Source organism: Mesorhizobium sp. M1365, assembly GCF_040317865.1.
In the GTDB taxonomy this organism is placed as follows: Bacteria; Pseudomonadota; Alphaproteobacteria; order Rhizobiales; family Rhizobiaceae; genus Mesorhizobium.
On record NZ_JAMYLG010000029.1, the window covers coordinates 17922 to 43327 of the forward strand.

Below are 25406 nucleotides of genomic sequence, written 5' to 3' on the forward strand. Positions count from 1 at the left end.
AAGCGATTCGCCCCCACTCGCATCTCCTGTATGATTTCCCACCCATATAGATACGGGCAAAGCTCAGCGCTGGCCCGGTCCTTGTTTTCTCCCCTTTGTTCCCTGTTTTTGTCTAGGTGGTTCCTTCTGGCCACCAAGGGGCAACCTCAATATCCTGTGCCAACAGCGCACCACACCACAACATCTAGGACATCAACTGTGACCTATACCGATGCAGCGGAACTTACCGCGTCTGCGGACATAGCCGCGACTATCGACGCCATGCGCGCCACTCCCGCCAAGCCCTCATTAGCTGCCACGTTCCCAACCCATGGTCGGCACTGGGGCCGCACGTCTCCCCTGCCCCTCCGCATCACCCGCGCCGCGCGCCGTCTCGCCCACGTCGGCGGAATGTTGCCGGAAGGCTGCACCGCGAAGGATATGGAAAGGGTACGATGCAACCACCGCGTCCATGTTAATGCGATTAAGGACATCCTTGGGACCCTCTGGTCCTTCCGGCTCCTCGGGTGGCTCCCTTCGGACACCAACTATTTCGAGTATGACCGGATCACTGAGATCGTAGCCGCTGGCACTCAGCGCCCCAAGGATACCCAAGACCTAATGCCCGAGTGGTTCACCCGACGCCATTCGGTCGATGAACTCAGGTCCTTCCGGGACGGCAAGCCCGTCTAGCCGCCTCGCAACCTGTGTGCGGTGCCCCGTCTCAATGCCGCTGGCCAGTCAGTTCGCTGTCATGCTCCACCCAGCCCCACGCGCACCAGTCTAGGCCACCACCGCACACACAAAGGGAGCCTACTTGTAACCGACTCCCACTCGGGGACCGTCCGGTTCACGGGACGCCCTTGTATGCCCGTCTCGTCCCTGAGTGCGCTGGCCCTGTTTCAGAGGCCATCGACCCCCGTCCGCTGTCCTACACCACCCGCACCTACACAACCCCTGTTGTGGCCACCACCGCACACAGGAAGAAAGCCGTTCCATGTCCCCTCACACCACCACCATCGAACTCCACGGTTCCTATGCCGCCCATCACCCGGCCTCAGGCAAACGCATCGACACATCCGACACCGCTTATGGTCGCCGTACCTACAAGGACCCGCTCGGCCCTTTTTGCCGCAGCCTCAGGGACACCCTAGGCTACTCGCCCGAGACCCGCATCCACGTTGAACGGGCAGGAACCCCGGTCTTCAAGCGGGACCTTACCCTGGCCTACTGGGCAGACCACGATGTTGTGGACACTCAGGACCGCTCAGCGGTACGGATCAAGTTCCGCCCATTCGAAGGCCTGTCTAGTGACGAGACCCTTGCTGAAAGACAAAAAATCGTTCTCGCAGCTTGAAGACGAGATTGGGCTCTCTATACGCGTACACGCGCGCGCCTCTTAAGTTATCTTAGCTATCTAGAGACTCCTCAAGGTTCTCTCTTGAGGATTAATACTAAAGATTATCTCTTAAGTACGCCTGAGTTCAGCACCAGTGATCTCAGGTTGAACTTGAGTCCTCCATAAGCTCGGCTCGAAGTTCGATCGTCGACCGCCTTTCATCCAACCACATAGGAGGTCGCCATCTGCGATCTAGGTCTTACTCTCGGCATTGCTGCCGGGGTCGCTGAAGCTGCTGGACAAGCATCCGCAGCCGCCGCCAACACCAAGAGCATTCAAGCTCGCTACAAGATGAACCAAGCCAGCAATATGCATGACTTCGCCATCAAGGCCGACGCCGCCAACAAGGTGGGATACGAAGCAACCCTTGAGGGTGACCGCGCAAAGTCAGCCGCAGTCGCTTCTGGCGCTGGCATGAACGGCAGCACGACCGGTCTCAGGCTGGCCGAACAGAGCCGACAGACCGCATTGTCTATCGCCAACGCCAAGGACCAGCGCGAGGGCGCTCAAGCCAACTACGTCATGCAGGGCAAAGCCAACCAGCTTGAGACCCAGGACACGCTGAACAAGCAACGCATGAACCCCATGACCACGTTCTTGGACGTCGCCACGTCCGGTCTCAAGAACTACGGCGCGTTTCAATAAACCCCAGAGGTAAACCCATGGCATCCCCTGTCACTCGGGGTCTCCCGCGCGACTGGCGTGTTGGACCCCAAGCTCCAATAAGCGGCCATCAGTTGCGTTGCCGGCAGATCACCAACGAAACCAAACCTTGCGACTGCCCCGGTTGCGGCCGCAAACGATCCGGGGTCTCCCGCTACTGTGGACCTCACCGGGACGCCACGAGTTCTCGGGGGGACCCCTTGGCCCGCCTTCCCTCCCGCAACGAACTGGCCATCTTCAAGAAGGCGATTGACCTCTACACGCAGGCGGACCCCAAGTTCGCCGCGCGTGTGGGGGTGGACTTGAGAGGGCTGGAGAACCGCATGGTCCTCCCTCCGTCCTTCTGTCTCCGTGTCACCGACCTTCACCCAAAGCTCCCCCAGATCGCAAAGGCCAAGGGGCTGCTGGCCAACTGGCAACACAAGGACAGTCGAACCTATACCGAAGCGGTCATTCACGCGCTGGCCCTCACCGGGTGGATGCATGTCTACTTCCACTCTGGTCAGGCTGGGGGTCTATGGGCGAACCACTCCCGGTTCCTTGAGACCCGCGCGGGTGCCCTTTTGGGGGACTTCCGCAAGACCATGGGCACCACTTCGCTGGTCAAGAAGGCCTCAGGGGCAACCCATCGTCACCTTGGCCGCGACTTCGTGCGCCATGCCCAACAGATACACGGCAAGGACTTCTGGTCCTCCACCGTCTCCACCAACGACGGTCAGTCTCTGACCCTCCTCGCCTACACCCGCATGGCCCTGAGGGCCGCGAACCTCCTTTAGGAAATCACACTATGTCCAAATACTACGACCCCACCGCCGCCGAAACGATGCGTATGCCCAACCCTATGGACGAGAGGTCCGGTTGGTCGCCCACGAGCAACCCCAACTACGCGAGCGGCTCCGCTGCCGGTCCCGCCCCAGATGGCAAGGTGTTTGTCGCCGGTCTCAACACCTATGTTGATGCTGATATTGCCGAACAGCTTGGCTTGACTGGACCGCAGGGCATCCCCAGTGCCCCCTCGAACGCCTACGCAACCAACGAGGCCGCACTTGACCATCGAGCAATCCCGGCTGGCGACGATCCGCTTGAACACGTCGACGTTGACGAAATGTCCGACGAGGACCTCGAGGCTCTCCAGCTGAAGTTGGAGGTCGACGGTAACGACCCTGCACTCGCCCTGTCCGAAACCCTAAACGACATTGCCGAGTGCTTCACGGATGAAGCCTTCGTGGGCGGGGTGGAAACAATGGTCGAAACGGGGGACTTTAACGACACCATCGCCCGTCTCTCTGAGGCCACCGGCTTGGACGAGGTGACAGCCACCAACCTGCTCGAAACGACAGTGATGGAAGCGACCCCCATTGCATCCGAACAGATCGGTGGAGAACGCTGGAACTCGCTAGTCTATGCGGCAACCCGCACCGACGACAGCTTGGCCCGTCGCATCGTCTCAGACGTGGTGACTGGTCGACTGGACCCTACCCGATTGGCAAACGCCTATTCCCTCTGGTGGCAATCCCTGCCGGATGTCGATGGCTGACCCATGCTGAACCTCGCTATCACCATCTACCTCGCTTCGATCTGCGTGATCGCTATCACTTCAACCATCTGACAAAGGACAGCCACAAATGGCAAAGAAACCAATGACCCGCGAGGAACTCCTCGCTCAACTCGATACCCTCGACAACTCCACCGAAATCGGCAAGCTCAAGGACGAGGTCTCCCGGCTGACTGAGGAGAACGCCTCGCTGGTCACTCAACGTCAGGAACTTGAGCGCCAGCTTAAGCAGGAACGCGAGGCTCTCCAGCTGGTCCGCGAGGCCATCCGCAAGGTTGATGTTCGGACGCGCTCCCACGGCGCAGACAGGCCCGGCCATGCCGAGATTACCGCAGCTGCCGACCTTGCTGGCCGCATGGAATTGGCAGAGGTGCAGCTTGGTATTCAGAAGGGCACCCACGATCCCGCTACGGGTAAGCCCTACACCCCCGACACCAAGCCGCAGCGCAGCCTGACCGCAGGCGCACCCAAGGTGACCCAGACGGAACTCGCGTCTTTCTTCCCGTCGCTGAGTGGTCCTGAGGTGGACGTGACGGACAACGCCGACGCCCTGGCTGACAGCGATCTGTCGGAACTCAAGACCGCTTTGGAGATCGCCGCCGCCGAAAAATAGACACCCAGTTGCCGCGCTCCCTGCACCCTACTTCGTATCTCACATTCGTTTGGAGATGGTGGGAGGGAGCGCGGTTTCTCTGGGTGCCGATGCGTCTCGTCTGAAGGAATGGGGCCCTTCATTGTTTGCGGGGTAATGCTCGCGTCAGTCCAGCCCGCTTCCTGAGGATGTGGAATGCCTTCAGGATGGTCTCGTTTTCCTCTGCTTCAGAGGTTTTAAGTTGCTCCTCGAATGACGCCTCCTCGGCGTGGAAGTCGTGTGCCTTCGATGGCATGTGCTTCCACCCCCACCGACATGCCTCCCAATGACTTTCGCACGCGACGACGCGCTGCTCGATGGTCTGGCCCTGTTTTCCAAAAAATACGATCTTGAAATTGGTCATGGTGTCGGCTTTCCATAGATTGGCTTGATTGCCGATACTCACATTGCACATAATAAAACACAATAAAACCAGCATCTTCGCGAACATTCGGTAAGCGGGAAGCCTCCGCTATCGAAACAATTCTGCCCACCTGACGGGCTGGCGTGAGCCGCTCAGTCCCGCCCAGTTCACGCCGCCTTTCGGACAGCGGCCCTGAGTGGTTGGTTCATGGTGAAAGCGTCAGCGCGGATACCCCGCTCGACCTGGCCCCACGTCACGGGATGGGCGATTGGGAAGCCGGGTCGCGCTCGTGGGGAGAAGGCGCCGACTGCCGTGTTACCGCGCCCATTGCGAAGGTAATCGATGAAGATGCGGCCCTTTCGGGCTGACGGTGCAGAGGAGAGCAGATAGCGATCGGGATGAGCTTCAGCGAGGCGCTTGGCGAACGATCGGGCAAGGAGCCGGGCATTGTCGTGCGTGATCTTCGTCTCAAGTGGGGCCATCAAGTGAATGCCCTTGCCGCCCGTCACCTTCGGCCAGCTCTGCAGACCTTCCGCTTCCATGATGTCGCGAAGCGCCAGCGCGGTCTCGATGACCTCATCCCACTCGACCCCCTCGCCCGGATCAAGGTCCAGAACGATGCGGTCGGCATGCTCGATGTCATCAACGGTGGCATTCCAGGGGTGCAGCTCTACCGCATCCATCTCGACCAGCCCCAGCAAGCCGGCAAGGTCGTCCACCCACACGCGCACACCTTCGCCACCCTCACGCTTCTGAACGCGCAGCTGATGCACGGAGGGGGGGATCTTCGGCAGCGCGCCTTTGTGGTAGAAGGTTGCTCCGAGAGCATGGCGGACCAGTTTCAGCGGTCGGTGGCCGAGATGGACGAGTGCGTGATCGGCAACCCTCTGCCAGTAGCGCGCAAGCTCCTCCTTGGAGGGCGAGACTGCGTCGGGCAGCAGTTGCAGGATGTTCTCGCTGGGAACACCATGTTCCCGGGCTGGCCCACGCGGCTTAGATGGGGCTGGAGGCTTGGCCGGGATCGGCACGAGGTCTTCTCGCAGGCCCTTGAATACTGCCTCGCGCAGTACGCCGCGATCAGTGACGCCGGAGAATTGCACTTCGGCCAGAACGTCCGGTCTCACCCAAGTTGCCTTGGGTTTCACAATGGGCTCTGACAGAGGCGACTTGTTGATGATCAGCGGGTCAAGCCGCTCTCGAACAAGTTGCGCAGCGCTCAACGTATAGCCGCTGCGAGCCTTCCCGGCATAGAGAAGTCGGTCGCCCTCGCGAAGGCCAATGTAAAGCGATGCGATACGGCGCGGGTGAGCGCCGAGCTTTTCCACGAAAGCGACAATGGGGAAGGTGTCGCTCTTGATGCACTTCACCTTGAGCCAACTGGTCTGGACCCCTGAGCGGTAGGTGGCATCGATGCGCTTGGAGACAATGCCCTCCAATCCCATTCGGCAGGCATGTTCAAACACGTCCGTGCCGCTCACCTCCAGATGCTCGGCATAGGTCAGCGTCGGGGCCGTGTCCTTCAGCACCTTCTGTAGTGCGGCCTTGCGCTTGATCAAGGGCATCTGCCGGAGATCGCGCCCGTTGAGGTGCAGCAGGTCGAATGCATAAAAGATGAGCCTTGCCGAGTTCGGATTGCCCAACTCCCGTTCCAGGCCTTGGTAATCCGGCAGGCCGGTATCGCCGAGAACGACAGCCTCTCCGTCGATGATCGCCGCCTTCACCGGCAAGCCCGCAGCTGCTTGAACAATTCGTCGGTATCGATCAGACCAGTCGTAGCCACGGCGCGTGAAGGCCCGCGCTTTGCCGCCCTCAATGATCAGCTCGGTGCGGTAGCCGTCGTACTTGATCTCGTGAAGCCATTCGCTGCCCTCGGGCGCGTTCGCGACCAGCGTGGGCGACTGAAACTCAATGAAAGATAGCTGGCCATCCCCAGCTTTGGAACTCATGGCACACTCCTGACTTCCCACCCAAACCTTGCGGCCATTGAATAGGTTCCCCAACAGGGCTGGCCGGAGGAGTAGGGGCCGATCCTGCTCGAACCGGGCGTGGTTGAGGGAATTGCTGGGCAATGAACTTGTCTGCGACGGCCTGGAGGGCGACCTGTTGACGGCTATCCAGCGTCACTATGTGGTCCATCGCAATGTCTCCAAACACTTCCATCCACCGTGGACAAAAACGGAACAAAAATCTCAAGCGCGAATTAACGGTGAGAGGAATGGGCTCCTATTTTGGGCCATGCCTGATACCGGTGGACGACGAAAGCGAGGCAGCGCATGGACGCTCAGCAATGCTCACGAGGTTGGGCAGCTTGTGGTCGTTCAGTGCGGGCTCTGCAACGTCAAGCGCTGGTCCCAGCCGAGCGACCTTTGGGAAATCTTTGGAGACGTTGAGGCCGAGCAAGTGGGGAGCAAAATGAGTTGCGAACGCTGCGGCAAGAACGAGTTTATGCACGTCGAAACGCAGAACCCGTCGGCGCGAGAACGCCAGATTATTCGGGTTAGGCGGCTTGCCGAGATACGGATAGTCCGGCGGGTAATCTGGCGGGATGAGAATTGAGCCAATCCAAAAGGCAGCTCACAGGGCACTTCGCAAGCGAGATGCCGTCGACACCGGGCCGTCTTCACTCTCGGGGAGCGAGACGGCGGCCAAGTAAACGTCCGGCTTCATTATCGTCAGTGAGACGCAGACGCACATAGTCCTCAAGGGTCAATTCGCCCAACTGTGCCGTCGGCAAAGCGCCCGCATTCAGACAGCAAATGTACTGGAATCCCTCGGAGGCGGATGTCTTGGCCGCCAGCTGTAACGCCAATCCATACTGCCGTGGATCAACATCGGCAAAAAGTGTGCTGTCATGGACAAGCGACAAGAAGCGCGCACCACGTCGCGCGCGTAGGGTTGCAACCACCAGATCGAAACAGAAGACGACCATCTGATCAACGCCGTCGCTCCCCTGCCGGTCTATCGTGAAGGTAAAGCGGTAGCCAGAGTTGGATACGTCCACCCCGAGCTTTCCCGCCACTCCGTATAGGAACGCGCTGTACTCAGCAAATAGCACGATGGCTTCATCTATGCCTTCTCGGCGGTCTTCGAGGTCGCGTTTTAGCAAAGAACGGCTGGCAGCAATTTCAGCGGTTAGCTGGTCTTTGCGGCGGTCGAAACGTTTGCGTTCATCGATGCGGGCCTTAAGGGCTTCGAGACTTGCCCCGATTTCCGTCGATTTGCGTTGTATCTCAATCAGTGTCTCCAACGCCCCGCTGGACGAGAGTACACGCATCACGGAAGATTTTTGCTTCGTCTCGTCGGCAATCAGAGCGTTGCGCGAGTTCACCTGCGCCCTGAGGCGACGAATTTCATCAGCAAGAAATTGAGTGCGATTTTGATAAAGCTGCTTGTGAAAGAGGGAGACATCTTCCAAGGACCGCAGCGCTTCTGTTTTGAAAATGGCTCCCGCATCCATAAGAATGGAAATTGGCGCGGCGGCGTCGAACAATGGTGCTTCGCTTGCGCTATCTTCATAATACTTGAGCAATCTGCGGTCAGAATAGTTCGCATTCACCAATTCGTGCAGGGTCCGGTCGACCTCGAATAGCTTAGATTCGAGGTCGTGATAGTCGCTGCGGAGATTGAAGTTCTCAACCTCTCCCTGCCGCTCTTTCAGCATTTTCTCCAATACGACGCGCTCGGCTTCTAGGTCGCCAATTGACCTATCACCGCTTGCATCAGCCGCATCTCCAAGCGCCGTTAACGCAGACTGCACACTCGTCCGAGCCTTAGTCAGTTCTTGAAGCTCGCGTTGAACAGGCCAATTCAGATCGAGAAGGTAGCTGACGGATATTCGTTTGGAAGGGCCAGATTGATTTCTGTAGGCGGTCTGGGGATCAACGTAGGCGTCTTTCCCGATGCGGATAAAATAGTACGACAAATCCCGAAACGACGGAAATGCTTTGGTGAATGCGTCGCCTTTGCTGTCAAGGAGGAGCCTTGAAAGCGAATTGCGAAAAATGTCGAGGTCAATGGCTGCAAAGCCGTCGGGTTCGACATCTCGTTCCAGCCCGGCGCTTTGGACAAAATCTCCGCTTGCATAAATGACATCTGCGCTAGTCGTATTTCGACGAACCGACAAGGTCTCGCCATCAATGACTAGGTCAATCCCGAAAGTCGTATTGGCAAGGTCTGGGTGAGTCAGGACTCGATCACGGGCGATGTCGCTCCCCAGGCAGAATTGGACTATCCGCAGAAGCGTCGTTTTGCCGAGACCATTTGTGCTCTCGTTTTCATCGGAATCCTTGCCACGGTCGGCCAGAACTACGTTCATGGCAGAATCGAACGATGCCTCGCGAAATGTCGCAAGATTCGACCACACTCTGACTATCAACGGGACAACCCCGACGGCGAGGTGCGGCGAAGGATTCCTTTTTCCATCGAGATCAGGCCGCCAGCGAAAAGCAAGGTAAGCGCTTCGGCGTACCGGTCAAACGTTCTGACTTCCGCAAACTGTCGGACGCGGTCCCAAAGTGACGATACGGTTTCAGTGGGTCCGATCTCGTCAACCAAGCGCGCCGCGACTCCAAGGATGGAAAATTCTATCGGCACGTATTTGCTTGGCAACGATGACATCGAAACTACTTCTCGAAAACGTCGCAGATCAAAAACAAGTGCGAAAGAATACACAGGCCAGCGGCCTCGCGATTCTTGTCGCCCGTGACCCCGGCCGCCCACTCATACATTTCGTTGAATAAATTGTCTCCGGTCAGTCCGACCAGCCTTGCTTGGTCATAGCGGGCTACGAAACCTGTACGGAGCAGCTGTGGAAAATCCGGATTAAGTTGGGCAGCATTGACTAGGAGTTCCGATACCTCACGGGATTTTGCAGACCCCATAGTCAATAGCATCACAGATGTGGGACCCAAGTGGTTCTTTTCGATTTTTGCCTGTGGTGGGATTGTTACCAGCGTCCCCGACGAATGATAGCCACTTGACAGCAGGCTTCTTGCCGCCACTTCGAGTTCGGCGTAACCGATGTCGCTTATCGATGACGAGAGTTGTTCTCCGTATTTGCGTTCATGTGCCAGTTTCCAGTCGCGAAGCCGCGATGCCGGAAAGGTCTCATGCTGGCCGTCGACAATCACATGGTCCGTCGGGCAAAGCAGTATCAGGTTTGAAGGTTCATTGAGCTCCATGTCGGTTAGGCCGACCTTTCCGCGCGGGCCTTCGTCGCTTAAGGCGATAATGTGCGCGATCTGGCCAACGACAAGTTCCATCGATTGCCCGGTCGCGGCCTTGATAATTGGATTGTTACAGCCAGGCCGGGCGCACTTGTTGCCCGAAAGAGCGAAAAGCACCTTGAGTGTCTTTCCGCTGTATTTGCGCTTCAACGTCTTTGATGAAGCAACAGAGGTATCCGCCATTGCAGTTTGTCGCTCCCAAAACGCTGCAGCTGCCCAGAATCGCCTGCTGCGATTTCCCCAACAGGTCTATAGCATGCATACGGTGGCAAATACCGGTGCAGCGCTCGGGCAGATTAAGAATCTCGGACCACGGTGCAGTAAGCCATGTTTCCGTTTTCTTCTTGAGTGGTCAGGATCAGGATCACCGGCATCGCCTTCTCGTGGATCGTCTGACGAGGGCTTTCAGCGGGAGGCATGAAGCCGAAGACTTCGTAATCCCCGGGGACCGTCCTGACCTTGCGCACCCCCTGCCAAAGAACAGCGGGCGATCCTCGCTCAAAGCGAACCAGCAATTCCTCTGAATGCCAGTCTCTGGTCCCCTGTCGCTCCCTAAGGGGCTAGGCTCTACGAAGCTCGTGATGGAACTGCAGCGATGCTCGACGCCAAACTCGCCCGGATTTTCGGGATCAGGCCCTGAACGCAGCGCGCGCGACTGAAGATGTTCGCTGTACAGGCATTTCCAAGCGAAACGCAGTGTAGTTCCCGTGACCGCGTCGCCGTCTCTGACATCGCCAACTCTGATCAAAACACATCACAATTTCTTGTCTTCAATACTAGAACATTGTCCATCCCATTGGAGCATAAAATCAAATAAATCTGGCCGTTTGTCGTCCTTAGCAAATCCTATTCCTGATATAGACCCAGTCGTTCTGTCGATATTAAATTGCTCTTTGAGCTCTGGCATATTTCTTACTATGGCATATTCATCATCAGAAACTGTGAGATCATAGTCAGAATTAGACATTGATGCAATTCGCTTCATGGGGCTCAATGAAAATACCAATGTCTCCTTTACCCATTGATTAGCAGGTTTTCCGCTAACGGTGCCCATGATAGTCTTCGTCACGCGGCAGGACAGAACAACTTTGATTGGTGCCGACGTGTCAGATGATTTGCCTTCATTAGCGGCGGGTGGGGTATTGCCAGCGCTATCCCCCGATTGTTGCGTGGTGGAAGCGACATCAACCCGCTCAACGCAGCAATCGCCGTGGGAGACATATGAATCCGACGGTACGGTGCCGTCCCCCAAGTAAGTCTTCCGAAGGTCGCGTACGGCTTCCAGTGAGCCGGGGCCGAGAGCAACTGCGTACACTCCGCTCTTGGCCCGCCAGACATGCACATTTGGGACGTTGGCCCGCAGCTGCGACGCCAGGCTTTCTGCCTCCTCAGCCGTATCGCGACTATAGAAGACGAGCCATGCCCACTCATCGTTCGTGGATGCAAAAGAGGCTCCGGATAAAGTAAAGGTCAGCGCATATCCCACTATTCCTATTCCGCTGATCGTAGCGCGCCAGTGTCTGCTCCTCGTAAAAATCTCTAATAGCGCCTCTAGCTGCGAGATCATTTGCAGCCCTCCATGCACATATGCGCTTGTATGTTGCACTTTTCTTGATCTGGATTAGTACACGCAACAAAAAGTGTTGTGCATCCGGAAATACAGGCTTGCTTTGCACTTTGTGTTGCGGAATTTTTACTTCCTTCTGAGCTTCCGCTCTTACACTCTGCTCCTTCGCACTTTCTCTCTGGCAAGGCCGGGGTGCCTTCTTGTGAGGCCACACCTCGCACCTGGGCAGACAGTCCCGCGCTAACGAGCGCAAAGAGAAGACCGATGTAGATCAAGCGGCCGAGCATTGCATTCTAGTCCTCGCACCATTCAAATATGCATTTTCTCTCGCATTTTTTAGCAACATAGCTATAGAAGTTGTAACACTTATCGCGGCAGCATTTGCACCACCTTGAAATTTCTAATGGCCAATCTAGCTGCGATATCATTTGCAGCCCTCCATGCACATATGCGCTTGTATGTTACATGTTTCTTGATCTTGGTTGATATTACTACACGCAATAAGACGTGTTGTGCATCCAGAAATGCAGAATTCTTTTGCGCTATGGTCGATTGAACTGTCGCTTTGTTCCGAGCTTTCGCTCTTGCATTCTGTCCCTTCGCACTTTCTCTCTGGCAGGGCCGGGGTGCCTTCTTGTGAGGCCACACCTCGCACCTGGGCAGACAGCCCCGCGCTAACGAGCGCAAAGAGAAGACCGATGTAGATCAAGCGGCCGAGCATTGCATTCTAGTCCTCGCACCATTCAAATATGCATTTTCTCTCGCATTTTTTATCAACATAGCTATAGAAGTTGTAACACTTATAGGTTGCGGGCTTTGGTGCCGAAGCGTCATTGAAGCCGCAGATCGCAACGTTTCGCGTTTCATGCTGTACGTCAGGCTCGCATTTGATCGGCGCACCTTTCTCTATCGTATCCTCTGCAAACGCCTGACCAATGAAGTTGGCCCCCGGTGCTGTCCCCCACACTGTCATAAGGAGGGCAAAAGTCGCAATTGAACTGCTCATTGTTGGCTCTCCGGGATCGGATGTCGCGGATGAAGTAGGCGACCAAAAGTCCACAGCGCTTAAGTAGCTGCTTTAGCAGATGCTTAAGTAGCTGCTTCCCATTTTTTGTTGGTGTCAAGCGCTTTTCATTATCAGTTCGCATCCTGTTGATGCTTCTCTGGCCAAAGGCGACTCAGCGCCTTTGTTCGCGGCGCGCCATCGCGGTTTGGACATTTCAGCAAAAAGTTTGCATCTGTATTTCCATACATACAGGTAGCTACAGTCCCCCCTGGGGGCCCCTCAACGGTACGAGAAATGGCACGAGCGGTAGGAGGAGAACCGCAGCAAACCCAGCATTTATGGGCTTCCAGTCGACACCGATGCCCTTCATCCGCTCCACGGGATGTACAAAGAGAGAACAAACGCCGCACCAGAGCTATGCGTCCCTCGCATTCCGTAAAACAAAAGCCAAGTCTGGCACAAGCTCTGATCGTGCCGTTCCTGCCGGGGTGAGCGGGGCCAGTCGGCCCCGTTTTCATGTTATCGGTCTCGCAGCCATGGTGTCGCCATGGGTCGCTGCACTCACAGCGGACCCTCTCAGAGATCATCAACCATTTTTGAACCGCAGATGAACGCCGGGATCAGAGCCGGTTCAGCCGGGGCAAGGCATTGTCATGCGTGTTGAAGGAGACACCGCGCAATGCTTGCCCGCCGCTTCACCATCGTCTGCCTGCTGATGAGTCTGTTCGGCATGTTGTTCGCCGTCCTTGTCGCCGAAGCCGGCCGGCCGTCCCGCTCCTGGGACGTCGCCAGTTCCTGCCGACTCGGTTGCTTGAACCATCTTCACCACTGAAACGACAAAGAGCTGAACCTTTAGAGAAAAGCAAAACGCCAATGAACCGCCTCGCCGCCAACACCCTCAAGACGCTTCGGCTGCTGCCGCGCGCGGCGCTCATCCTGACTGTTCTTTCGGTACCGGTACTGGCCGTGCCGACGATGCGCACCAATGCCGGCTCGACGATCGAGGCGCCTGCGTTGAGGAAGTCAGGCCTCGGCTTTGTGCTGCTGGTTAGCCTGCAGCGCGGTTAGCAGACCGAAAAACGCCGACAGCGCGTATTGAGGCCGCCTTACCCCCTCCCAACCGCGCGTCCAACTCTCTATATTGGGTCATGGAAAAGCGAATCTATCCCCAAGCCATTGAATCGGTGGTCACGCCGGAGCCGTTTGGCCGGCAGAGCTTCAACGACGCCAAGAAGGCCGTCGCCGCCCTACAGGTGCTTTACGACCGCAACACCAAGTTCCTGCGCGATTCGTTTGCCGCGCTCGCCGCGGGCGGCGACAACAACAAACGCTACCGGGCTTTCTATCCGGAGATCGGCGTCACCACGAGTTCCTTCACGCAAATCGACTCGCGGCAGGCCTATGGCCACATGCCGACGCCGGGGCATTTCTCAACCACCGTCACCCAGCCTGCTCTTTTCGAAAGCTACCTCACCGAACAGCTTCGGCTGATCATGCGCAACCACGGCGTTCCCGTCACGGTTTCGGAATCGACCACTCCCATCCCGCTGCATTTCGCCTTCCTCGAAGGCACCCATGTCGACGGCGCTGCTGCCGAACGCATCAAACGGCCGATCCGTGACCTGTTCGACGTGCCGGATCTCGACGGCACCGACGACCAGATCGCCAACGGCACGTTCGAAGTGGCATTGGGCGAGGCACGGCCGCTGGCGCCGTTCACCGCGCAACGCATCGATTATTCGCTGCACCGGATGTCGCACTATACGGCGACCAGCCCCCAGCATTTCCAGAACTTCGTGCTGTTCACCAACTACCAATTCTATATTGACGAATTCGTCGCCCGTGCACGCGAATTGATGGCCAATGGCGGTGATGGATATGTCGAGTTCGTCGAGCCGGGCAACATCGTGACCAAAGCAGGGGACGGCGCGCCCGGTGAGGGTGCCGCGCCGCCTCGCCTGCCGCAGATGCCGGCCTATCATCTGAAGAAGCCGAATCATGGCGGCATCACCATGGTCAATATCGGCGTTGGGCCTTCCAACGCCAAGACGATCACCGACCATATCGCGGTGCTCCGGCCGCATGCCTGGGTGATGCTCGGCCATTGCGCCGGCCTGCGCAACACGCAGGCGCTCGGGGATTATGTGCTGGCCCATGCCTATGTACGAGAAGACCATGTCCTCGACGACGATCTTCCGGTCTGGGTGCCGATCCCGCCGCTAGCCGAAATCCAGGTGGCTCTGCAGGAAGCGGTCGCCGAGGTCACCGGGCTTTCCGGATATGATCTCAAGCGCATCATGCGCACTGGCACCGTCGCCACTATCGACAACCGCAATTGGGAGCTGCGCGACCAGCGCGGGCCGGTCCAGCGGCTGTCGCAGTCGCGGGCGATCGCGCTCGACATGGAATCGGCGACGATCGCCGCCAACGGCTTCCGCTTCCGGGTGCCCTATGGCACGCTGCTTTGCGTATCCGACAAGCCGCTGCATGGCGAATTGAAGTTGCCGGGCATGGCGACCGAGTTCTACAAGCGGCAAGTAGCGCAGCACCTGACCATCGGCATCAGGGCGATGGAGAAGCTGGCTGAAATGCCGATGGACCGACTGCATTCGCGCAAACTCAGGAGCTTTTCGGAAACTGCCTTCCAGTAAATGCCGAATCGCATGTGTCTGTCCAGGTCAGGACATTTCGTCATCTTGATTGAGCCGCACTTCTGCCGATAGACAAAGCGATGGCACGTATTCGGGACATGACGGTTGCGCTGGCATTCGTCGCAATGCTTGCACTCTCGGCCGCGCTGGTGGCCGGGTTCTTCGGATCGCTGCATCCGGCCCTCGATTCCTTTGCTCATTTCCGCGTCCATTTTTCGGTGCTGATGGCGCTTTGCGCGCTGCCGCTGCTCGCCACCTCGTTTCGCCTGCAGGCCGCGGCCGCATTGCTGTTTGCGATAGCCTCCTTTGCTACCACGCCGAATGCCTTGCCGCTTTCGCGGCTATGGCAGGTGCAGGCCGCCTACGAAGCCAAACCCGGTGACGAGCCAGTCTACCGCCTGCTGCAGATGAACCTCAGGTTCAACAATCCAACGCCTGAGAAGGTGCTGTCGCTGATCGGCCGGACCCAGCCTGATGTGATCACCCTCGACGAGGTGTCCGAGATGTGGAAGGCAAAGCTTGGGCTGCTATCCGGCGCCTATCCCCACCGGATCCTCTGCCCATATCCCAATGGCGTGTTCGGCGTTGCGCTGCTGTCCAGACGACCGTTTGCCATAGGCACGGAGCCGCACTGCGACAGCCGCGGCGCGATGGCGATCGCCACGGTCGATTTCGGCGGAACCGACGTCGATGTCGCCGCCATCCACCTCACCTGGCCATGGCCGCACAACCAATCACGGCAGATTGGAGGGTTGTCTGACGAAATCGCCTCGCTTGGCGAGACGTCGATCCTGGCAGGCGACTGCAACGCAGCGCCATGGAGCGCCGCCGTCCGGCGCGTCGCATCGCTTGGCAAGCTGACTGTAATGCCGTCGGTCGGGCCGACCTGGCTCTACAGAAGGCTGCCGGATTTCCTGCGCTTCGCCGGACTGCCGATCGACGAGGTTTTCAGCAAGGGCGCCATTGTTATCCATTCGGCGTCGACCCTTGAGGACACCGGCTCAGACCATGTGCCGGTGCTGGTGGAGTTTTCGCTTCGGTCGGATCAACAAAAGCCGCTCGACGAGCACCAGACGGCGACCGCGCTTGCGGCGCTGCCTGGCGGGACGCGAAGCTGAAAATCCGCAGTCCAATCTCGACCTGGCTTATTACTGGCCCACAAAAGCGCGGATGAGGTGCTCGACAGGGCCGCCGTCGCGATGCTCGTGCGCATCGAAGGCGATCTGCTTTGCCTCGTATTCGGCATAGATGGCATTGATCCGGCGCTTTGCCTCGCGACGTGCCTCGAAACAGTGCGGGTCATCACCGACTGTCAGCCCTCGAACCGACTTTTCGGTGGCCCGCATCATCTGTCTGGCGATGCGGCCATGGGTCTCTTCATGGGCGCGCACGCCAGCGAAGAACCGCTTCCAGCGCTTCTGCAGCGCAGGCGACGTGGCTGAGACTAGTTTGGGATAGGTATAGAAGAGATTGAGCGTCCCGTTGGCCTGGCGCAGGCGGCAGACGCCGTTTTCCCGTTGGGCGTCGAAGGTCCAATCATCGACGCTGTAGCCGGTCTGCGCGATGGCGTGGGTCATGAAGCCGTGCTTCGGCCCACTGCGATCCATGGCCTCGATCAGGGCCGCGCCGGTGGTTCCGGCAATGTTGTAAGTTCGTGTCTTGACCAGCACCTTAGTGCCGGCCAAGGCTGCAGGGGCGCACAATGCCCCGATCGCCACAACGCTCGTCAGAACTGCCAGGCGCATTTTTCCTTCCTCCCTGTCGCCGCAGAAAGGAAACACAGGCAGGCAGTTTATTCAACAATCCTACGGTTGCGCTGCTCCTCATCTTGTTTAGTCCGGAGCAAACCTTGTGACTTACATGTTCTGGTAGACCGGGCCCTCGCCGCCCTGTGGCGGCACCCAATTTATGTTCTGGTTCGGGTCCTTGATATCGCAAGTCTTGCAGTGCACGCAGTTCTGCGCGTTGATGACGAAGCGCACATCCTTGGCCGCAGGATCTGCGGCGGCATTGCCATCCTTGTCGACCCATTCGTAGACGCTGGCCGGGCAGTAACGCGTCGAGGGTCCCGCATAGACGCCATGCTCAGAGCGCTTCTGCAGGTCCATGTCGGCGACGAGCAGATGCACCGGCTCGTTCTCCTCGTGGTTGGTGTTGGACAGGAACACCGACGACAGCCGGTCGAAGGTCAGCACCCCGTCCGGCTTCGGGTAGGCGATCTTCTGGTGCGCGGCGGCCGGTTCCAGCGTGGCATAGTCGGCCCTGCCGTGCTTCATCGTGCCGAAGGGCGAGAAGCCGAACAGCGTGTTCAGCCACATGTCGAGGCCGCCAAGCCCGACGCCGACAATGGTGCCGAAGCGCGACCATAGCGGCTTGACGTTGCGCACTTTCTTCAGGTCCTTGCCGATATCGGTGGCGCGCCAGGCGGCCTCGTAGGAGGCCAGCTCGTCATTGGTGCGGCCGGCGGCTATCGCATCACAGACATGCTCGGCCGCCAGCATTCCGGAGAGCACGGCATTGTGCGAGCCCTTGATGCGCGGCACGTTGACGAAGCCCGCCGCGCAGCCGATCAGCGCACCGCCAGGGAAGGACAGTTTCGGCACCGACTGCCAGCCGCCTTCGGTGATGGCGCGGGCACCATAGCCCAGCCGCTTGGCACCCTCGAAGGTGCCGCGGATCGCCGGATGGGTCTTGAAGCGCTGAAACTCGTCAAAGGGCGACAGATAGGGGTTCTTGTAGTTCAGGTGAACGACGAAGCCGACTGCCACCTGGTTGTCCTCGAGATGGTAGAGGAAGGAGCCGCCGCCGGTCTTCAAATCGAGCGGCCAGCCGAAGGAATGCTGGACAAGGCCCGGCCGGTGGTTTTCCGGTTTGATCTGCCAGAGTTCCTTGAGGCCGATGCCGTATTTTCCGGGCTCACGACCGTCGGAAAGGTGGTGTTTGGCGATCAGTTGCTTGGCCAGCGAGCCGCGCGCGCCCTCGCCGATCAAGACATATTTGCCCATCAGCGCCATGCCCGGCGCAAAGCCCGGACCGTGCGTGCCGTCCTTCTCGACGCCCATGTCGCCGGTGACGACGCCAGTGACCGCACCGGCCTCGTTGTAGAGCAGGCCGACCGCGGCAAAGCCCGGATAGATCTCGACGCCCAGCGCCTCGGCCTTGGTCGCCAGCCAGCGGCAGACATTGCCGAGCGAGACGATATAGTTGCCGTGATTGTTCATCAGCGGCGGCATCAGGATATTGGGCAGACGGAACGAACCGGCGGGGCCGAGAACCAGGAAATGGTCGTCGGTGACCGGTGTCCTGAAGGGATGACCCTCCTCTTCGCGCCAGCCGGGCAGCAGCCGGTCGATGCCGATCGGATCGACGACGGCGCCGGACAGGATGTGCGCGCCGACTTCGCCGCCCTTTTCCAGCACGACGACGGAAAGCTCGGGATTGACCTGCTTGAGACGGATCGCGGCGGCGAGGCCGGCCGGGCCGGCGCCGACGATGACCACGTCGAATTCCATGCTTTCGCGTTCGATATCGCTCATCGATCCCTCACTGGCTCGCAATTCCGGCATCTTGCTGGCTCACGCGCTGCATAGCGCATCAAATAGCGACGGGAAACCGGCGCGGACGTGACAATACCGATTTCGTCAAAAAGTCGCGTCCTGCCGCACAGATTCGCGGTGACGAGCATCAATCTTCAATCCTATTCCGTTTGCACAGATATGTCGCACTGATGTTTTTAATTGTTCGACGGCTTGCTTATCGGCCATACTTCCCGCCATGCGCATATTCGGGCCGGCTGGCTTTTCATCGACGCGCTTTTTTTTCACGCCCGGCCGGTTTTGCCGTGCGACGCTCTTGGCGCTTCTGCCACTGACGGCCTTCGATGCCCGTGCCGAGCAGCAACTGGTCTGGGCGACCGGCGCCTATTCCTTTTCCGACGAGCGCGGCGGTTTCCGCATCACCGGGGCTTCCGGCATCGGCACGAAAGAGGATCCGCTGGTCATCACCGAAGAGCTGAATTCAGCGACGCCGGTAACGCTGGCCATTCGCACGACAAGGCCGATCCAGCCGTTCGGCAAGGCGGGAGACTTCGCCAATGGTCTGATGTATATGCGCATCGACGTGCTCAACAATAGCGGCCAAGCCTGGGTCGAGTTCCAGTTCGAACTCCAGGAGATCCTCGACCAGCCGAGCGTGTTCGGCGACGGCCTGTCGTTCGACCAGCGCAACAAAACGCCCGAAAATATCTGGTCGAGCAGCTACGCCGATTTCGACCGCAATTTCGAACCGTATGACCGCCTGCTGTTCAAGAACGGCAAGATCGATCCGCTGAAGACCGCCAGCTTCTATTTCCTGATCACCGACTACACGCCGCGCTGGACGTTCTATCTGGTGCAGGATCCGCGCATACCGTCGAGCTGAACTTGCAAATTCAAGCTCCGCGGCCGAATGTGAAACCATGACTGCCGCCCCCCACACTAGCCGAGCCGATCTCGCCGAGCTGCTGGCCTTCTACGCCAGCGCCGGCGTCGACGAGGCACTTGAAGAACAGCCGGTAAACAGGTTTGCAGAAGCCAGGCCGCCGGAGCGGGTGCCTGCGGCGGCCGCTCTGCCGGCCGGTGAAAATGCATCGCCTCATCGCTCGACGAGCGTGTCGCGCGGCGAAATGGGCGAGAGACCGAATACGGCACCGGCAGTGCGAACGTCCCCGGCCATGTCAACGGTGCCCGACGAGGCGCAGGCGGCATTGGCGCGGCAACTGGCGAGATCGGCGGCAAACCTCGACGAGCTTCGCCAGCACATGGCGGCATTCGACGGCTGCAATCTTAAATTCACCGCCAAGAACCTGGTGTTCGCCGACGGCAATCCGACTGCCGCGGTGATGCTGGTCGGCGAAGCGCCGGGCCGCGACGAGGACATAGAGGGCTTACCGTTCGTCGGCCGCTCGGGCCGGTTGCTCGACCGCATGCTGGCCGCGATCGGTCTTGACCGGACATCTGCCTACATCGCCAACGTGATTCCCTGGCGGCCGCCGGGCAACCGCACGCCGACGCCGCACGAGACCGAGATCTGCCGGCCGTTCATCGAGCGGCAGATCGAACTGGTCAATCCGAAGGTGCTGGTCAATCTCGGCGGCCCGTCGGCAAAGACCCTGCTCAACACCTCCGAAGGCATATTGCGGCTGCGCGGCAACTGGCGCGTCCACACGACCCCGTCTGGCGTCGCCATTCCCGCCATGCCGACCCTGCATCCGGCCTATTTGTTGAGAACGCCTGCGCACAAGAAGCTGGCGTGGCGGGATTTCCTCGAAGTGAAGGCGAAGTTGCGGGCACTTGGGTAACGGTGCAGAACGCGTCTTCCGTCCTCCCCTTGCGAGGAAGGAAGGGCGGCATCATGATCTCGCAGGTAATTGAAATGCGCCCACTGCCGGCCTAGTCATCTCGTTATGACAGCAGCCCAGATTTCCGCCGGCAGTCTCATTCGCGAATGGCGTACACGCCGGCGCATGAGCCAGCTCGACCTCGCCATGGAGGCCGAGATCTCGCAGCGGCATCTGAGTTTCGTTGAAAGCGGCCGCGCCGCACCCTCGCGTGACATGGTGCTGCATCTGGCGGAGCAGCTTTCGATCCCGCTCAGGCAGCGCAACCAGCTGCTGCTGGCCGCCGGCTTTGCCCCGAGCTTCAGCGAACGACCACTTGACGATGCCTCGATGGCACCGGCGATGGCGGCGGTCGAGACCGTGCTCAAGGCGCACGAGCCGTTCCCGGCGCTTGCCGTCGACCGGCATTGGAACCTGGTGTCGGCGAACGCCGCCATCGGCCCGTTCCTCGCCAATGTCGCCGACGCCTCCCTGCTGAAGCCGCCGGTCAACGTTTGCGCCTCAGCCTGCATCCCGGCGGCATCGCGCCGCGCATCGTCAACCTTGCGGAATGGCGGACGCATCTTCTGGAGCGGCTGAAGCGCCAGAACGACGCTGCCGCCGATCCGGTTCTGGTCGAGCTCGAGCGCGAGCTTCGGGCCTATCCGTCCGGCCTTAAAAGCAGCCGGCCGGCGCCGGTCGAACCGAACGCGATTGTCCATCCGCTCAAGCTTGCCCATGGCGACGCGGTGCTGTCGTTCATCAGCACCATCACCGTGTTCGGCACGCCGCTCGACGTGACGCTGGCGGAGCTGGCGATCGAATCTTTTTTCCCCGCCGACGAGCAGACGCGGGCGGTGCTGATGCGGCTGGCGAAAGAGCGGACCGACGCAGCGGGCTGATCACCCTTCCGGCGCGACGGCCTTGCGGGTGCGGGTGCGTTCGAGACCCAGCTGGCGCTCGCGCCAGATGATGAAAATCCCCGCCGCAACCACGATCATGCCGCCGATCAGCATGTTGATCGTGGCGATATCGCCAAAGACCAGATAGCCGACGACGACGCCGAGGATCATCGAAGTGTATTCGAAAGGTGCTACGACGGAAGCCTCGGCATGGCGATAGGCCGAGGTCATCAGAATCTGGCCAAGCCCGCCGCAAAAACCCGCGGCAATCAGAAGCCCCGCCTGTGCTGGCGTCAGCGCCTGCCAGCCGAATGGCAGCGAAAGCAGCGCCATGACGCTCGCGGTTACCGAAAACCACAGCACGATGGTCGCCGTCCGCTCGCTCTGGACGAGGTTGCGAACCAGGAGCATGGCGATGGCCGAGATCGCCGCGGCTATCAGGGCGGCGATGACGCCAAGCACCTCCTGATCGCCAAGGGCAGCGCCCGAACTGAGCAGCGTCAGTTCCGGCCACGAGATGATCAGCACCCCGACCAGGCCGACGGCAACCGCACTCCAGCGATAGATGCGGATGGCTTCGCCGAGGAAGATCGAACTGAACACCACGACCAGCAGCGGCTGCGCGTAGTTCAGTGTGATCGCCTCCGGCAGCGGCAGCCGCGTCAGCGCGAAGAAGCCGAGCCCCATGGCACAGACACCGACGACGCCGCGCGCAATGTGGTTGAGCGGGCGCTTTGTCGAAAAGGCGGTTCCGAGTTTTCCCTGGAAGGCGAGGAAGGCGATGATCGGAAAAATGGCAAAGAAGGAGCGGAAGAAGACGATCTGGCCCGCCGGGACGGTGCCTGCCGCCTTGATGCAGGACGACATGCCGACGAAGACCGCCACCGATACGATCTTGAGCAAGATTCCGGTCAGCGTGCTGTGCTCGCCGGCAAGGTCGCCAACTGCAAGCACTGGCAAATCCGGTCTGGCTGTCACGCCCCTCTTGCTTCCTCGATCGCCGCCCAGATGCACGCCGGCGTTGCCGGCATGTCGATATGCCTGATGCCGTAGGTGCGGTAGTGCGCGTCGGTCACCGCATTGAGCGCGGCAGGCGTCGACCCGATCGTACCCGCCTCCCGCGCGCCCTTGATGAAGGCCACATCCTCGCGACGCAACACAGAGGCGCTCGTTCCGAATTTCGGCGTGACGACGGTCATGGAAGCCTCGCGATGATGCTTGGGAAATGATCGCCTGAAATAGACGTCGCTGCAGTTTTGTCGAGGGAGCGTTTCGTGTAAAGAGCGCAGACTTCAAATTATTTGGACCAGCGGACCCGCCCGCCGCACCCGGATCGACAGGAAAAATCAAGGAATGCGCACAGATACCGGCCAGGTCTTCAAGCTCGAAGACTATCGCCCCAGTGATTATCTCATTCCGGAAACCAGCCTGACTTTCCGCCTTTCGCCTGAAGCAACGCATGTGACCGCCGTGCTGACGGTCGAACGCCGCGACGGGATTGCGGCGTCGGTGCCACTGGTGCTGGATGGCGACGGGCTGACGCTCCGCGGCATCGCCATCGACGGCCAGGAGTCGAGCCCTGCGGATTTTCTCGTCACGCCCGATCAACTGACAATCATCAGCCCCCCTGCGACAAGGCGCTTCCAGCTGAGAATTGAAACCGTGTTGGCGCCGGCGCAGAACGAAGCGCTGATGGGCCTCTATCGCTCGAGCGACGTCTATTGCACGCAATGCGAGGCCGAAGGCTTTCGCCGCATCACTTATTTCCTCGACCGTCCCGACATCCTGTCGGTCTATACGGTGCGTATCGAAGCTGAGCGCAATGAGGCGCCGCTGCTTTTGTCCAACGGCAACCCGGCCGGCAGCGGCGAGCTTGCCGGCGGCTGGCACTATGCGGTCTGGCACGACCCCTTCCCCAAGCCGTCCTATTTGTTTGCGCTGGTGGCGGGCGACCTCGGCAAGATCTCGGACAGTTTTGTCACCCTGTCTGGCCGCAGGGTCGAGCTCGGAATCTATGTCGAACCGGGCAAGGAGAGGCTCGCCGGCTATGCCATGGACGCTTTGAAACGGTCGATGAAATGGGACGAGGAGGCATTCGGCCGCGAATACGACCTCGATGTCTTCAACATCGTCGCCGTGTCCGACTTCAATATGGGCGCAATGGAGAACAAGGGTCTCAACATCTTCAACGACAAATATGTGCTGGCCGACCAGGAAACCGCGACCGACGCCGATTTCGCCAATATCGAGGCCATCATTGCCCATGAGTATTTCCACAATTGGACAGGTAACAGAATCACTTGCCGCGACTGGTTCCAGCTTTGCCTGAAGGAAGGCCTGACGGTTTTCCGCGACCACGAATTCTCCGCCGATCAGCGCTCGCGCGCCGTCAAGCGCATCGCCGAGGTTCGTACGCTGCGCGCCCATCAGTTTCCCGAGGACCAAGGGCCGCTGGCGCATCCGGTCCGGCCTCGCCGCTACCGCGAGATCAACAATTTCTACACGGCGACGGTCTACGAAAAAGGCTCGGAAGTCGTGCGCATGATCCATACCATCCTCGGCGCCGAGACGTTCCGCGCCGGCATGGACCTCTACTTCGAACGTCACGACGGCCAGGCGGCGACGATCGAAGACTTCATCAAAGTGTTCGAAGACGTCTCGGGTCGCGACCTGTCGCAGTTTTCGCTGTGGTATCATCAGGCCGGTACGCCGAACCTGACCGTCAGTTCGGCGTATAATCCGGCAGCGCGGGAATTCACGCTCGAAATCGAGCAGTCGGTGCCGCCAACGCCGTCGGAAAGCCGCAAGCGGCTGATGCACATTCCGCTTGCCTTCGGCCTGGTTGGCGCCGGTGGCGAGGCGATAGCCCACAGCGGCGCCGAAGGGGCGAACGTCGAGGACGGTGTCATCCATATCCGCAAACGCCGCCATGTCGTCAGGTTTTCCGGGATTGCCGAGCGTCCAGCCATGTCGCTCAACCGCGGCTTTTCGGCGCCGGTGACACTTTCGGTCGAGCAGCGGCCCGACGACCAGTTTTTTCTGGCTGGCCACGACAGCGACGCCTTCTCGCGCTGGCAGTCGTTCAACTCGCTTTTGACCGATGCGCTGATTGCAGCCTTCCGCCAGATCCTGGACCACAAGCAACCCGAGTTCAGCGCCCGGCTGACCGGGCTTGCCGGCAAGACAGCCGGCGACGAAGCGCTCGAACCCGCCTATCGGGCACTGGCGCTGGCGCTGCCCGGCGAGGCCGATATCGCCCGCGACATCGGCAAGAACATCGACCCCGACGCCATTTTCGCGGCGCGCGAGGCGCTGGCGGTTGCAATCGCCGAGGCCAACCGCGAGATATTCTCCAAATTTTACGATCGGCTTGCCGACACTGGTCCGTTCAGCCCGGACGCGGCCAGTGCCGGGCGGCGGGCGCTGCGCAATGTCCTGCTGGACTATCTCTCCTTGCTGCCGGGAGGTGCGGAACTCACTGCCGGGCACTTCCAATCGGCGACCAACATGACCGACCGGGCCGCGGCGTTGACCGTGCTTGCGCACCGTCACCATGGCTCACCGGAGGCGACCAAGGCGCTGGCGGATTTCGAGGCGAAATATGCAACCGATGCGCTGGTCATGGACAAATGGTTCCAGACCCAGGCCAGCGTGCCCGGCCCGCAAACCGTCGACGCGGTGCGCGCCTTGACCGGCCACCCTGCGTTCTCGATGGCCAACCCGAACCGGGTACGGGCACTCATCGGCACGTTTTCCAGCGCCAACCAGACCGGCTTCCATCGCGCCGACGGCCAAGGCTACCGGCTTTTCGTCGAAACGGTGCTGCAGGTCGAAAAACGCAACCCGCAGGTGGCCGCCAGGCTGGCGACGGCGCTCAGGTCGTGGCGCTCGCTCGAACCGGTGCGGCAGGCCAAGGCAAGGGAGGCGTTGCTTTCGATCGCCAATACCGAGAAGCTGTCGGCCGATTTGCGAGACATCGTCGAGCGCACCCTGGCGTAAGCGACCTCCGTTGTCCCCTTGTGGGAAAAAGGGAAGCCCCCCGAAAACCCCGTTATTTTAGTCGATTTTTAATCTTTTTTCGCCGCGCCTCTGGACAAGGCGAATCACC

At 59.6% G+C, this 25406-nt stretch carries 27 protein-coding genes and 1 pseudogene; 15 read left to right on the forward strand and 13 right to left on the reverse strand.

Annotated elements, in window-relative coordinates; all coding sequences use genetic code 11:
* Positions 1-198 precede the first annotated feature (198 nt).
* The 6 genes from NKH04_RS24160 to NKH04_RS24185 all read left to right on the forward strand — a co-directional run bounded on the left by NKH04_RS24160 (position 199) and on the right by NKH04_RS24185 (position 4209).
* Positions 199-672, forward strand: coding sequence for a hypothetical protein (locus NKH04_RS24160; protein WP_353045075.1), 474 nt, complete (start codon positions 199-201; stop codon positions 670-672).
* Between the two features lie 304 nt (positions 673-976).
* Positions 977-1336, forward strand: a complete 360-nt coding sequence (locus NKH04_RS24165; RefSeq protein WP_353045076.1) for a hypothetical protein — start codon at positions 977-979, stop codon at positions 1334-1336.
* Between the two features lie 333 nt (positions 1337-1669).
* Entirely contained in the window at positions 1670-2023 is a 354-nt protein-coding gene (locus tag NKH04_RS24170; RefSeq protein ID WP_353045077.1) for a hypothetical protein, read from the forward strand.
* A gap of 218 nt (positions 2024-2241) precedes the next feature.
* Positions 2242-2817, forward strand: coding sequence for a hypothetical protein (locus NKH04_RS24175; RefSeq protein ID WP_353045078.1), 576 nt, complete (start codon positions 2242-2244; stop codon positions 2815-2817).
* A gap of 11 nt (positions 2818-2828) precedes the next feature.
* Positions 2829-3578 carry a hypothetical protein gene (locus NKH04_RS24180; RefSeq protein ID WP_353045079.1) on the forward strand — a complete coding sequence of 250 codons (750 nt, stop codon included), beginning with the start codon at positions 2829-2831 and terminating at the stop codon, positions 3576-3578.
* An 88-nt stretch (positions 3579-3666) separates the two neighbouring features.
* The gene (locus NKH04_RS24185; RefSeq protein ID WP_353045080.1) at positions 3667-4209 is read left to right on the forward strand and encodes a cell division protein ZapB; all 543 of its coding nucleotides are present in this window, start codon (positions 3667-3669) and stop codon (positions 4207-4209) included.
* Positions 4210-4327: 118 nt separating this feature from the next.
* On the opposite strand, the gene NKH04_RS24190 is transcribed toward NKH04_RS24185, so the two are convergent.
* Both NKH04_RS24190 and ligD read right to left on the reverse strand, forming a co-directional pair.
* Complete coding sequence (locus tag NKH04_RS24190) at positions 4328-4678, reverse strand: hypothetical protein (RefSeq protein WP_353045081.1); 351 nt, start codon at positions 4676-4678, stop codon at positions 4328-4330.
* Between the two features lie 80 nt (positions 4679-4758).
* Positions 4759-6537, reverse strand: a complete 1779-nt coding sequence (gene ligD, locus NKH04_RS24195) for a DNA ligase D (protein ID WP_353045082.1) — start codon at positions 6535-6537, stop codon at positions 4759-4761.
* A 103-nt stretch (positions 6538-6640) separates the two neighbouring features.
* Between ligD and NKH04_RS24200 the strand changes: the two genes are divergently transcribed.
* Positions 6641-7147, forward strand: a complete 507-nt coding sequence (locus tag NKH04_RS24200; protein ID WP_353045083.1) for a hypothetical protein — start codon at positions 6641-6643, stop codon at positions 7145-7147.
* 64 nt (positions 7148-7211) lie between these two features.
* Here the strand turns inward: NKH04_RS24200 and NKH04_RS24205 are convergent, their stop codons facing one another.
* From NKH04_RS24205 to NKH04_RS24230, 6 genes are all read right to left on the reverse strand, one after another.
* Entirely contained in the window at positions 7212-8906 is a 1695-nt protein-coding gene (locus NKH04_RS24205) for a DUF2326 domain-containing protein (RefSeq protein WP_353045084.1), read from the reverse strand.
* A gap of 56 nt (positions 8907-8962) precedes the next feature.
* Positions 8963-9208, reverse strand: coding sequence for a hypothetical protein (locus tag NKH04_RS24210; protein WP_353045085.1), 246 nt, complete (start codon positions 9206-9208; stop codon positions 8963-8965).
* 5 nt (positions 9209-9213) lie between these two features.
* A complete protein-coding gene (locus tag NKH04_RS24215) occupies positions 9214-9999 on the reverse strand; it encodes an HNH endonuclease signature motif containing protein (protein ID WP_353045086.1) in 786 nt (261 codons plus the stop codon).
* Positions 10000-10112: 113 nt separating this feature from the next.
* Complete coding sequence (locus tag NKH04_RS24220) at positions 10113-10331, reverse strand: hypothetical protein (RefSeq protein WP_502913447.1); 219 nt, start codon at positions 10329-10331, stop codon at positions 10113-10115.
* A 239-nt stretch (positions 10332-10570) separates the two neighbouring features.
* A complete protein-coding gene (locus NKH04_RS24225; protein WP_353045087.1) occupies positions 10571-11383 on the reverse strand; it encodes a hypothetical protein in 813 nt (270 codons plus the stop codon).
* A 727-nt stretch (positions 11384-12110) separates the two neighbouring features.
* A complete protein-coding gene (locus NKH04_RS24230; RefSeq protein ID WP_353045088.1) occupies positions 12111-12389 on the reverse strand; it encodes a hypothetical protein in 279 nt (92 codons plus the stop codon).
* A gap of 679 nt (positions 12390-13068) precedes the next feature.
* Here NKH04_RS24230 and NKH04_RS24235 point away from each other — a divergent pair.
* The 4 genes from NKH04_RS24235 to NKH04_RS24250 all read left to right on the forward strand — a co-directional run bounded on the left by NKH04_RS24235 (position 13069) and on the right by NKH04_RS24250 (position 16158).
* Complete coding sequence (locus tag NKH04_RS24235) at positions 13069-13221, forward strand: hypothetical protein (RefSeq protein WP_023677802.1); 153 nt, start codon at positions 13069-13071, stop codon at positions 13219-13221.
* Between the two features lie 41 nt (positions 13222-13262).
* Positions 13263-13457, forward strand: a complete 195-nt coding sequence (locus NKH04_RS24240) for a hypothetical protein (RefSeq protein WP_352454349.1) — start codon at positions 13263-13265, stop codon at positions 13455-13457.
* Positions 13458-13537: 80 nt separating this feature from the next.
* Positions 13538-15040, forward strand: a complete 1503-nt coding sequence (locus NKH04_RS24245) for an AMP nucleosidase (protein ID WP_352922587.1) — start codon at positions 13538-13540, stop codon at positions 15038-15040.
* A gap of 80 nt (positions 15041-15120) precedes the next feature.
* Positions 15121-16158 carry an endonuclease/exonuclease/phosphatase family protein gene (locus tag NKH04_RS24250; RefSeq protein WP_353045089.1) on the forward strand — a complete coding sequence of 346 codons (1038 nt, stop codon included), beginning with the start codon at positions 15121-15123 and terminating at the stop codon, positions 16156-16158.
* Positions 16159-16188: 30 nt separating this feature from the next.
* Here the strand turns inward: NKH04_RS24250 and NKH04_RS24255 are convergent, their stop codons facing one another.
* The 3 genes from NKH04_RS24255 to NKH04_RS24265 all read right to left on the reverse strand — a co-directional run bounded on the left by NKH04_RS24255 (position 16189) and on the right by NKH04_RS24265 (position 18864).
* Complete coding sequence (locus NKH04_RS24255; RefSeq protein ID WP_352501795.1) at positions 16189-16785, reverse strand: DUF922 domain-containing protein; 597 nt, start codon at positions 16783-16785, stop codon at positions 16189-16191.
* 111 nt (positions 16786-16896) lie between these two features.
* Entirely contained in the window at positions 16897-18576 is a 1680-nt protein-coding gene (locus tag NKH04_RS24260; RefSeq protein ID WP_353045090.1) for an electron transfer flavoprotein-ubiquinone oxidoreductase, read from the reverse strand.
* Positions 18577-18681: 105 nt separating this feature from the next.
* Complete coding sequence (locus tag NKH04_RS24265; RefSeq protein ID WP_198023574.1) at positions 18682-18864, reverse strand: hypothetical protein; 183 nt, start codon at positions 18862-18864, stop codon at positions 18682-18684.
* On the opposite strand from NKH04_RS24265, the gene NKH04_RS24270 reads away from it, so the two are divergent.
* From NKH04_RS24270 to NKH04_RS24280, 3 genes and pseudogenes are all read left to right on the forward strand, one after another.
* Positions 18815-19459: a hypothetical protein gene (locus NKH04_RS24270; protein ID WP_352501794.1), complete on the forward strand. Its 645-nt coding sequence runs from the start codon at positions 18815-18817 to the stop codon at positions 19457-19459. The two genes, NKH04_RS24265 and NKH04_RS24270, sit on opposite strands and share 50 nt — an antisense overlap.
* Before the next feature lie 37 nt (positions 19460-19496).
* Positions 19497-20378: a uracil-DNA glycosylase gene (locus tag NKH04_RS24275; protein WP_352501793.1), complete on the forward strand. Its 882-nt coding sequence runs from the start codon at positions 19497-19499 to the stop codon at positions 20376-20378.
* Between the two features lie 105 nt (positions 20379-20483).
* Positions 20484-21298, forward strand: a pseudogene (locus NKH04_RS24280) (helix-turn-helix domain-containing protein).
* On the opposite strand, the gene NKH04_RS24285 reads toward NKH04_RS24280, so the two are convergent.
* Complete coding sequence (locus NKH04_RS24285) at positions 21299-22276, reverse strand: DMT family transporter (RefSeq protein WP_502906045.1); 978 nt, start codon at positions 22274-22276, stop codon at positions 21299-21301. It lies immediately after the preceding pseudogene.
* Complete coding sequence (locus NKH04_RS24290) at positions 22273-22497, reverse strand: hypothetical protein (RefSeq protein WP_352616908.1); 225 nt, start codon at positions 22495-22497, stop codon at positions 22273-22275. The genes NKH04_RS24285 and NKH04_RS24290 overlap by 4 nt, the downstream gene beginning before the upstream one ends.
* Positions 22498-22651: 154 nt before the next feature.
* Between NKH04_RS24290 and pepN the strand changes: the two genes are divergently transcribed.
* Entirely contained in the window at positions 22652-25297 is a 2646-nt protein-coding gene (pepN, locus tag NKH04_RS24295; protein WP_353045091.1) for an aminopeptidase N, read from the forward strand.
* Positions 25298-25406 lie beyond the last annotated feature (109 nt).